This is a genomic window from Synechococcus sp. B60.1 (genome assembly GCF_047462555.1).
Lineage (GTDB): Bacteria > Cyanobacteriota > Cyanobacteriia > Thermostichales > Thermostichaceae > Thermostichus.
In genome coordinates this window covers 1-6289 of the sequence record NZ_JANSJN010000016.1, presented here as the reverse complement: position 1 = coordinate 6289, position 6289 = coordinate 1, and the positions used below count along the sequence as shown (strand labels likewise).

5 protein-coding genes are annotated in these 6289 nt (G+C 60.7%); 3 read left to right on the top strand and 2 right to left on the bottom strand.

The window, feature by feature from the left end; translation table 11 throughout:
• Window positions 1–1605 (top strand): cobaltochelatase subunit CobN (locus NW863_RS03220; RefSeq protein ID WP_414364350.1); only part of this gene is annotated, 1605 nt, incomplete at its 5' end.
• Window positions 1606–1753: 148 nt separating this feature from the next.
• Here the strand turns inward: NW863_RS03220 and NW863_RS03215 are convergent.
• Window positions 1754–2074, bottom strand: coding sequence for an RNA recognition motif domain-containing protein (locus NW863_RS03215; RefSeq protein WP_414335402.1), 321 nt, complete (start codon window positions 2072–2074; stop codon window positions 1754–1756).
• 237 nt (window positions 2075–2311) lie between these two features.
• The gene (locus NW863_RS03210) at window positions 2312–5050 is read right to left on the bottom strand and encodes a valine--tRNA ligase (RefSeq protein ID WP_414364347.1); all 2739 of its coding nucleotides are present in this window, start codon (window positions 5048–5050) and stop codon (window positions 2312–2314) included.
• A 183-nt stretch (window positions 5051–5233) separates the two neighbouring features.
• Between NW863_RS03210 and NW863_RS03205 the strand changes: the two genes are divergently transcribed.
• Both NW863_RS03205 and NW863_RS03200 read left to right on the top strand, forming a co-directional pair.
• Window positions 5234–5656 (top strand): heavy metal-responsive transcriptional regulator, encoded by a 423-nt coding sequence (locus NW863_RS03205; RefSeq protein ID WP_414349108.1) that lies wholly within the window; start codon window positions 5234–5236, stop codon window positions 5654–5656.
• 44 nt (window positions 5657–5700) lie between these two features.
• Window positions 5701–6138 (top strand): putative iron-sulfur cluster-binding metallochaperone, encoded by a 438-nt coding sequence (locus NW863_RS03200; protein ID WP_414364345.1) that lies wholly within the window; start codon window positions 5701–5703, stop codon window positions 6136–6138.
• Window positions 6139–6289: the final 151 nt, after the last annotated feature.

Here is a 6289-nt window from a genome sequence, read left to right as displayed (position 1 = left end):
GCCCATGTTTTGGCGGGGAATACGCAGCCAATAGATGCCCTGGCCAACGCCCTGCAGGAGCGGGGGTTGCAGCCGCTGTGTCTGTACACCTATGGCCTGCAGGAGCCGGACTTGCCGCAGGCCATCCGGGAGCACTTCGGCGGCCAAATTGAACTTTTGTTGAACACCACCAGCTTTTCCCTGGCCCGCCTGGAGAGCGAGCAGCCCGATGTCCTTCTCTGGCAGGAGCTGGATGTGCCGGTTGTGCAGGTGGTCTTGAGCAGTGGGTCGCGGGAGCGCTGGGAGAACTCCACTCGGGGCTTGGGGGCGCGGGATCTGGCCATGAACGTGGTGTTGCCGGAGGTGGACGGCCGCATCCTCAGCCGCGCCATCTCGTTCAAGACGGTTCAACAGTGGGATCCCCGCCTGCAGACGGAGATCATGGCCTATGAGGCTGTGCCGGATCGGGTGGCGTTTGTAGCCGAGCTGGCGGCCAACTGGGTAAAGCTGCGGCGCACTCCTGCCAACCAGCGCCGTCTAGCCTTGATTTTGGCCAACTACCCCAGCCGGGATGGACGGCTGGCCAATGGGGTAGGGTTGGATACACCGGCAAGCTGCGTCGAGATCCTCAAGGCCCTGGCGGAAGCTGGCTACCGCGCCTGTCCACTGCCCCAGAGCGGAGATGAGCTCATCCGCTGGCTAACCCAGGGCCAAACCTATGATCCGCTGGGATCCCTACGCCCGGCGCGGCAGGTGCTGCCGGCTGCCCTCTACCGGGAGTGGTTTGCCCAGTTGCCTGCCGCTGTCCAAGAGGATCTGGTGCGGCAGTGGGGGGATCCGCCCGCCCACGACATCCCCATTGTCGGCCTGCAGCTGGAGCAGGTTTTTGTCGGCCTCCAGCCGCCGCGAGGCTACGACCGGGATCCTGCTTTGAACTACCATGCCCCGGATCTGGTACCGCCCCATGAGTACCTCGCCTTTTACCTGTGGCTGCGGCAAGTGTTTGGCGTGCAGGCAGTGGTGCATGTGGGCAAGCACGGCAACCTGGAGTGGCTGCCTGGCAAGGGATCCGCCCTTTCGGCCACCTGCTACCCAGAAATAGCCTTGGGGCCTCTGCCCCACTTCTACCCCTTCATCGTCAACGATCCTGGCGAGGGATCCCAGGCCAAGCGGCGGGCTCAGGCTGTCATCCTCGACCACCTCACCCCGCCCTTAACCCGTGCCGAGCTCTACGGGCCCTTGGCGGAACTGGAGCGGCTGATGGACGAGTACTACGAGGCCCAGCAGATGGATCCTGGGCGCTGCCCGCTGATCCGCGCCCAGATCCAGGAGCTTGCCTGCCGAGAGCACCTCGACCTGCAGTTCAACCTGGATAAGGAAGAAGACTGGGGCCGCCTCGATGGCTACCTCTGCGAGCTCAAGGAATCCCAGATCCGAGATGGACTGCACATCTTTGGCTGCACCCCCACTGGCGAGCAACTGGTGGATCTCCTGCTGGCCCTGGCCCGCTACCCGGGCTCTGGCCAGTTGGGCCTTACGCAGGCCATCGCCCGCGACTGGGGTTGGGACTGGGATCCCCTGGCCGCCGACCTGACGGATCCCTGGCCGGACAAACCGCCGGCCTAAAAGTCGCTACCGAATTGCAAGGGAAAGCTCGCCGCCTCAATCCCTAGCCCCCCTCTCCCTCTGGGAGGGGGGCCGGGGGTGAGGGACGCTCTGGGAGAGGGGCCGGGGGTGAGGGGCAAACTCAAACCGAGAAGCCTCAGCAGGCGTTTTAATAGCGAGATTGGAAGTTGCGCCGCCGCTCGCCGCCGTTGGCGTTACCAGAGCGGAAGCCTGAGGTGGGGCGTTCTTCTCGCGGACGAGCCTTGTTGACCTTGAGGTCACGGCCCATCCATTCTGCGCCGTCCAGAGCGGCAATGGCAGCCTGCTCTTCGGCTTCAGAGCTCATTTCCACGAACCCAAAACCGCGGATGCGGCCTGTCTCACGGTCGGTAGGGATCTGCACCCGCTTCACGGAACCGTACTCAGCAAAAACAGCGGTCAAATCCGCTTCCGTCACCTTAAAGGAAAGGTTACCTACATAAATTGACATCGACGATCTCCGAAAGAGAGAGGAACAAAGGGCGAGATATTCGGAGAGCCGTCTGCCAATACAAAACGTGAAAACCCGTCAAGATCAGAAGAACCGAACGCTACAACCGACATCTATCTCGAATTAGCTTTCATCATAACACAGAGATGGGGGATGGCCACTCCCCTTGCACAAAAATAGCCGGTGCTATTCGGCTGCCTAGGTCAAGAGCCCCAAAGGAGAGCGCTCCCCGTTGCCCTAGCCCAGCTTTTCCAGGCGGGCTTGCAAAAGCTGCATCTGGGCCTCCAGCTCTGCCAGTTGCTCGCGGCTGGCCTGCACCACTTCCGGGTTGGCCCGACTGAGGAAATTGGGGTTCTCCAGGCGGGCGCGGATCCCTTGAGCCTCTTTTTCCAGCTTGGCCAGATCTTTTTGCACTTTAGCCTGCAGCGCCTCCACATCCACCAGCCCTGTCAAGGGCACCAGCACCTGCACCGTGCCCACTACGGCAGCCGCCACCTGCTTGGGTTCCCTGGCCAGGGATCCCGTAATTTCTAGGGACTCGGCCTTGGCCAGATCACGGATGTAGGCTTGAGCGGCGGTGAGGATCCGCTGCTCGTCGGGATCCTCGGTAACCAGCAGAGCCGTGATGGTTTGATGGGGCTTAAGGCCAGCCTCTGCCCGCAGGTTGCGCAGGCTGCTGATGGTCTGGATCACCAGGCCGAACTCCCGCTCCAGTTGCGGGTTAATCCAGCTAGGGTCAGGGGCGGGATAGGGCTGGACGGAGATGGAGGTGGCTTGGTTGGCCTGGGTGAGGAGCTGCCAGACTTCTTCGGTGACGTGGGGCATCCAGGGGTGCAGCAGCCGGAGGATGGTCTCCAGCACAGTGGCCAACACCTGCTGTGCCGTGCGCTTGGAGGTTGGGTCTTCTCCCCGCAGCCGCGGCTTGACCAGCTCGATGTACCAGTCGCAGAAGTCATCCCAAATCAGGGAATACAAGAGCCGCGCCCCCTCGCCCAGGCCGTAGGCTTCCAGCTCTTCGATAACCTGGGTGGCCGTGGAGTGCAGCCGCGACAGGATCCAGCGATCGGCCAGCTCCAGCGCCTCCGGAGCCGGGGATCCCAGTTGGGCGGGGGTTTGCCCCTCCAGGTTCAGGAGCACAAAGCGGGAGGCGTTCCAAATCTTGTTGGCAAAGTTGCGGGCCGCCTCCACGCTGGCACTCTCGCCCGTCTTGCGGTCGTAGGCCAGGCGGATATCCTGCCCTGCCCCCACCACTTCTTTAACCAAAGCGTAGCGCAGGGCGTCGGTGCCGTATTTGTCCAAGAGCTCGATGGGATCGATGCCGTTGCCCTTGGACTTGGACATTTTTGCCCCGTGCTCGTCCCGCACCAGGCCGTTGATGTAGACATCTTTGAAGGGGATCTGGCCGGTAAACTGCACTCCCATCATGGCCATGCGGGCCACCCAGAAGAAGATGATGTCGAAGCCCGTGGACATGAGGGAGGTGGGGTAGTAGCGCTTGAAGTCCTCCGTCTCCTCCGGCCAGCCCAGTGTGGAAAAAGGCCACAGAGCGGAGCTAAACCAGGTGTCCAACACATCGGGATCCCGCTCCAGCCGCTCAATGTTGGGGCCGAACTTCTCCCGTGCCTTCGCCCAGGCCTCTTCAGCATTGCGGGCCACCACAAAAGCCTGGGGATCCTCAGGGATCTGGCCGTCGATGACGGGGTACCAGGCCGGGATCTGGTGCCCCCACCACAGTTGCCGCGAGATGCACCAGGGGCGCAGCTTCTCCAGCCAGCCCGTGTAAACCTTGGTCCAGCGCTCCGGAATAAAGCGGGGGTTGTGGTGCTCCCGCTCCTCCTGCAGGCAGCGGGCCGCCATGCCGGAAACATCGCAAAACCACTGAATGGAGAGCAGCGGCTCAATGGGCACACCCCCGCGGTCGCTGTAGGGCACGCTGTGGGTGTACTCCTCCACCTTCTCCAGCAGACCGTGCTCGGCAAACCACTGCACCACCCTCTCGCGGGCCACAAAGCGATCCAGACCGGTGAAGGGATCCCCGTTCTCGTTAAGGGTGCCGTCCTTGTTGAGAATGTTGATCAAGGGCAACTGATGGCGCCGGCCCATCTCAAAGTCGTTGGGATCGTGGGCTGGGGTAACTTTGACACAGCCGGAGCCAAAGGAGGGATCCACGTACTCGTCAGCAATGATGGGGATCAGGCGATCCTTGATGGGCAGCCGCACAAACTGGCCAATGAGATGGCGGTAGCGCTCGTCTTGCGGGTGGACCGCCACGGCTGTATCCCCCAGCATTGTCTCGGGGCGGGTGGTGGCCACCACCAGGTACTGGTTGGGATCCGCGGCCAAGGGATAGCGGAAATGCCAGAGGTGACCCTTGACCTCTTTGTTGTCCACCTCAATGTCGGAGACGGCCGACTGGGTGGCCGGACACCAGTTGACCAAATACTCGCCCCGGTAAATTAGCCCTGCTTCGTGGAGGCGGACAAAGGCTTCCGTAACTGCCCGGCTCAGCCCCTCATCGAGGGTAAAGCGATCCCGCGTCCAGTCCAGCGACAGGCCCAGGCGCCGCAGTTGGCTTTTGATGGTGCCCTGGGATTGCTCCTTCCAAGCCCAGGCCCGCTCCAGAAAAGCCTCACGGCCCAGGTCAAAGCGGCTCTTGCTCTCCTGGCGCAGTTGGTTTTCCAGGATGGTGTGCACGGCAATGCTGGCATGATCCGTACCGGGCAGCCAGAGGACGTTGTAGCCGCGCATGCGCTTGTAGCGCACCACCACATCCGGCAGGGTAAAGGCAAAGGCATGGCCCATGTGGAGGCTGCCCGTGACGTTGGGCGGGGGCAGCACCATGCTGAAGGCTTCTCCCGGCGCCTTGGGATCCGCCACATAAAACCCCTTTTCCTCCCAAAAGCGCTGCCACTTCGGCTCGGTTGCAAAGGGGTTGTACTGGCTGGGCAGGTGGGCAAGGGCAGGTGCAGCAGTCATGCCGAATCTAGGCCAGGGCTTCTCGAAGAACTACCCTAATAGGTTAGCAGGCTTACTTCAGCCTGACGGGCTCTTGCGGCTCTCTTTGCCGGGGTGGGCCTTGCGGGGGATTCCTCTTGACCTTGTAGTTAGCTATAGGGTTTAGGCTAGGAGAGCTGCTGGAGAGAGGGTATAGAACCGGGCATGTCTGAACTGCTGCGGGTGGGTCAGGTAGCCGAGAAGTTGGGCATCAGTCCCCAAACCCTCTACTTCTACGAGCGCCTGGGGCTCATCCCCAAACCGCGCAGGACGGAGGGGGGCTATCGCCTCTACGGGGAGCCTGAGCTGGAGCGGCTGGCTTTTATTGCCCGCGCCAAGGCTTTGGGACTTACCCTGGCCGAGATCAAAGAACTGCTCTTGCTTCAGGAGAACGGGCAAGCTCTGCCCTGCTGGCAGGTGTACGTAAAGCTAACGGAAAAACTTAGACAAATCGATAAGTCAATTGCCCATCTGCAGGAACTCAAAGGGGAGCTATCGACACTCATTGAACAGTGTCAACAGAAATTTTCCGAACAAGAGAAAAGTTCCTCTTGCACTATCTTCCAACAACAGCTCGATAACCCATGACAAGAGAACCCCTTGCACCATTTTCTGCTAATGCTTGGCAGCCCTTGTGTCCAAGGAGCGGGGAGCAAGGGATCCCGGTTCAACTGATTACCCTGAAGAGCCTGCTGTTCCCTCGAGCTTTGGCACAACTGGATGCGGACAGCAACTATGCGTTTTGCCGGGATCCCATTTGTCCTGTTGTTTATTTTTCTGAGCAAGGTCAAAGCTTTGGGGTTGACGACCTCAAGGTGCCAGTCTTTCAAAAAGAAAGTGGCGAGGACGTGCCCGTCTGCTACTGTTTTGCATGGACCCGCCGGCGCATTCGGCAAGAGCTGCAGGGATCCACAACGCCCCAGGCCATTCTTGCCGAGATTGCCGCCCACATCAAAGCCAGGCGCTGTGGCTGCCAGGTCAACAACCCCCAGGGGTTTTGCTGTCTGGAAAATGTCAGGCAGGTCATCTTAGAAGTGCAGCAAGAGAAAGTTGGGGAACGAGATAGCTGAAGAGCCAAAAGACCAGAGATTTCTCCGTTCCAAGGGTAGCTTTGGTCGTACCATTCCTACGAGGATTGCGCACAGATTGTCCAACCTTCTAAAGGCAAACTTGTGTCTAGAATCTTCTCGGCTGGGGTGGGAATTATCGCAATTATCGGCT